The sequence below is a fragment of the Clostridium sp. ATCC BAA-442 genome, from assembly GCF_964239415.1.
Classification (GTDB): domain Bacteria; phylum Bacillota; class Clostridia; order Oscillospirales; family Oscillospiraceae; genus Flavonifractor; species Flavonifractor plautii.
Map to the genome: position 1 here is coordinate 1 of NZ_CAXSQB010000116.1, position 655 is coordinate 655.

General features: G+C 67.3%; 1 protein-coding gene. It reads left to right on the forward strand.

Annotated elements, in window-relative coordinates:
• The coding region (locus ACESY8_RS19720) for a lactate racemase domain-containing protein (protein WP_152970546.1) at window positions 1-655 on the forward strand (655 nt) is incomplete at both ends.

Consider the following 655-nt stretch of genomic DNA (forward strand, 5'->3'; position numbering starts at 1 on the left):
TGGGCGCGGAGCTGCCCGACAGCACGGACATCTTCATCCCCGGGGAGACGGTAGCGGATCCGCCCTGTCTGCCCCAGGACTGGGACAGCCTGTACGCCGCTACCCTGGCGTCCATCCGCAACCCCATCGGCATGCCCCCGCTGAAGGAGCTGGCCGGGCCGGGCAAGTCGGTGGTCATCGTCATTCCGGACATCGTCAAGGGGGGCAACCAGCCTACCAGCCACCGGAAGGTGGCCATCCGTGCCTGCCTGGACGAGCTGTACGCCGCCGGGGTGGAGCAGAAGGACGTGCTGCTGCTGTTCTCCAACGGCCTGCACCCCCGGGCCACCGTGGCCGAGATGCAGACCATCCTGGGCCCCGAGCTGTTCGGCGAGTTCTACCCCACCGGCCAGATCACCAGCCACGACAGCGAGGACTACGACCACCTGGTGGACCTGGGCTACACCGCCCAGGGGGACCACGTGATCATGAACAAGTACGTCTATGACGCGGACGTGGCGGTGCTCATCGGCCACACCCAGGGCAACCCCTATGGCGGCTACTCCGGCGGCTACAAGCACTGCGCCACCGGCATCTCCCACTGGCGGAGCATCTCTGCCCACCACGTGCCCCAGGTGATGCACCGGCAGGACTTCGTGCCCGTGTCCACGAACAG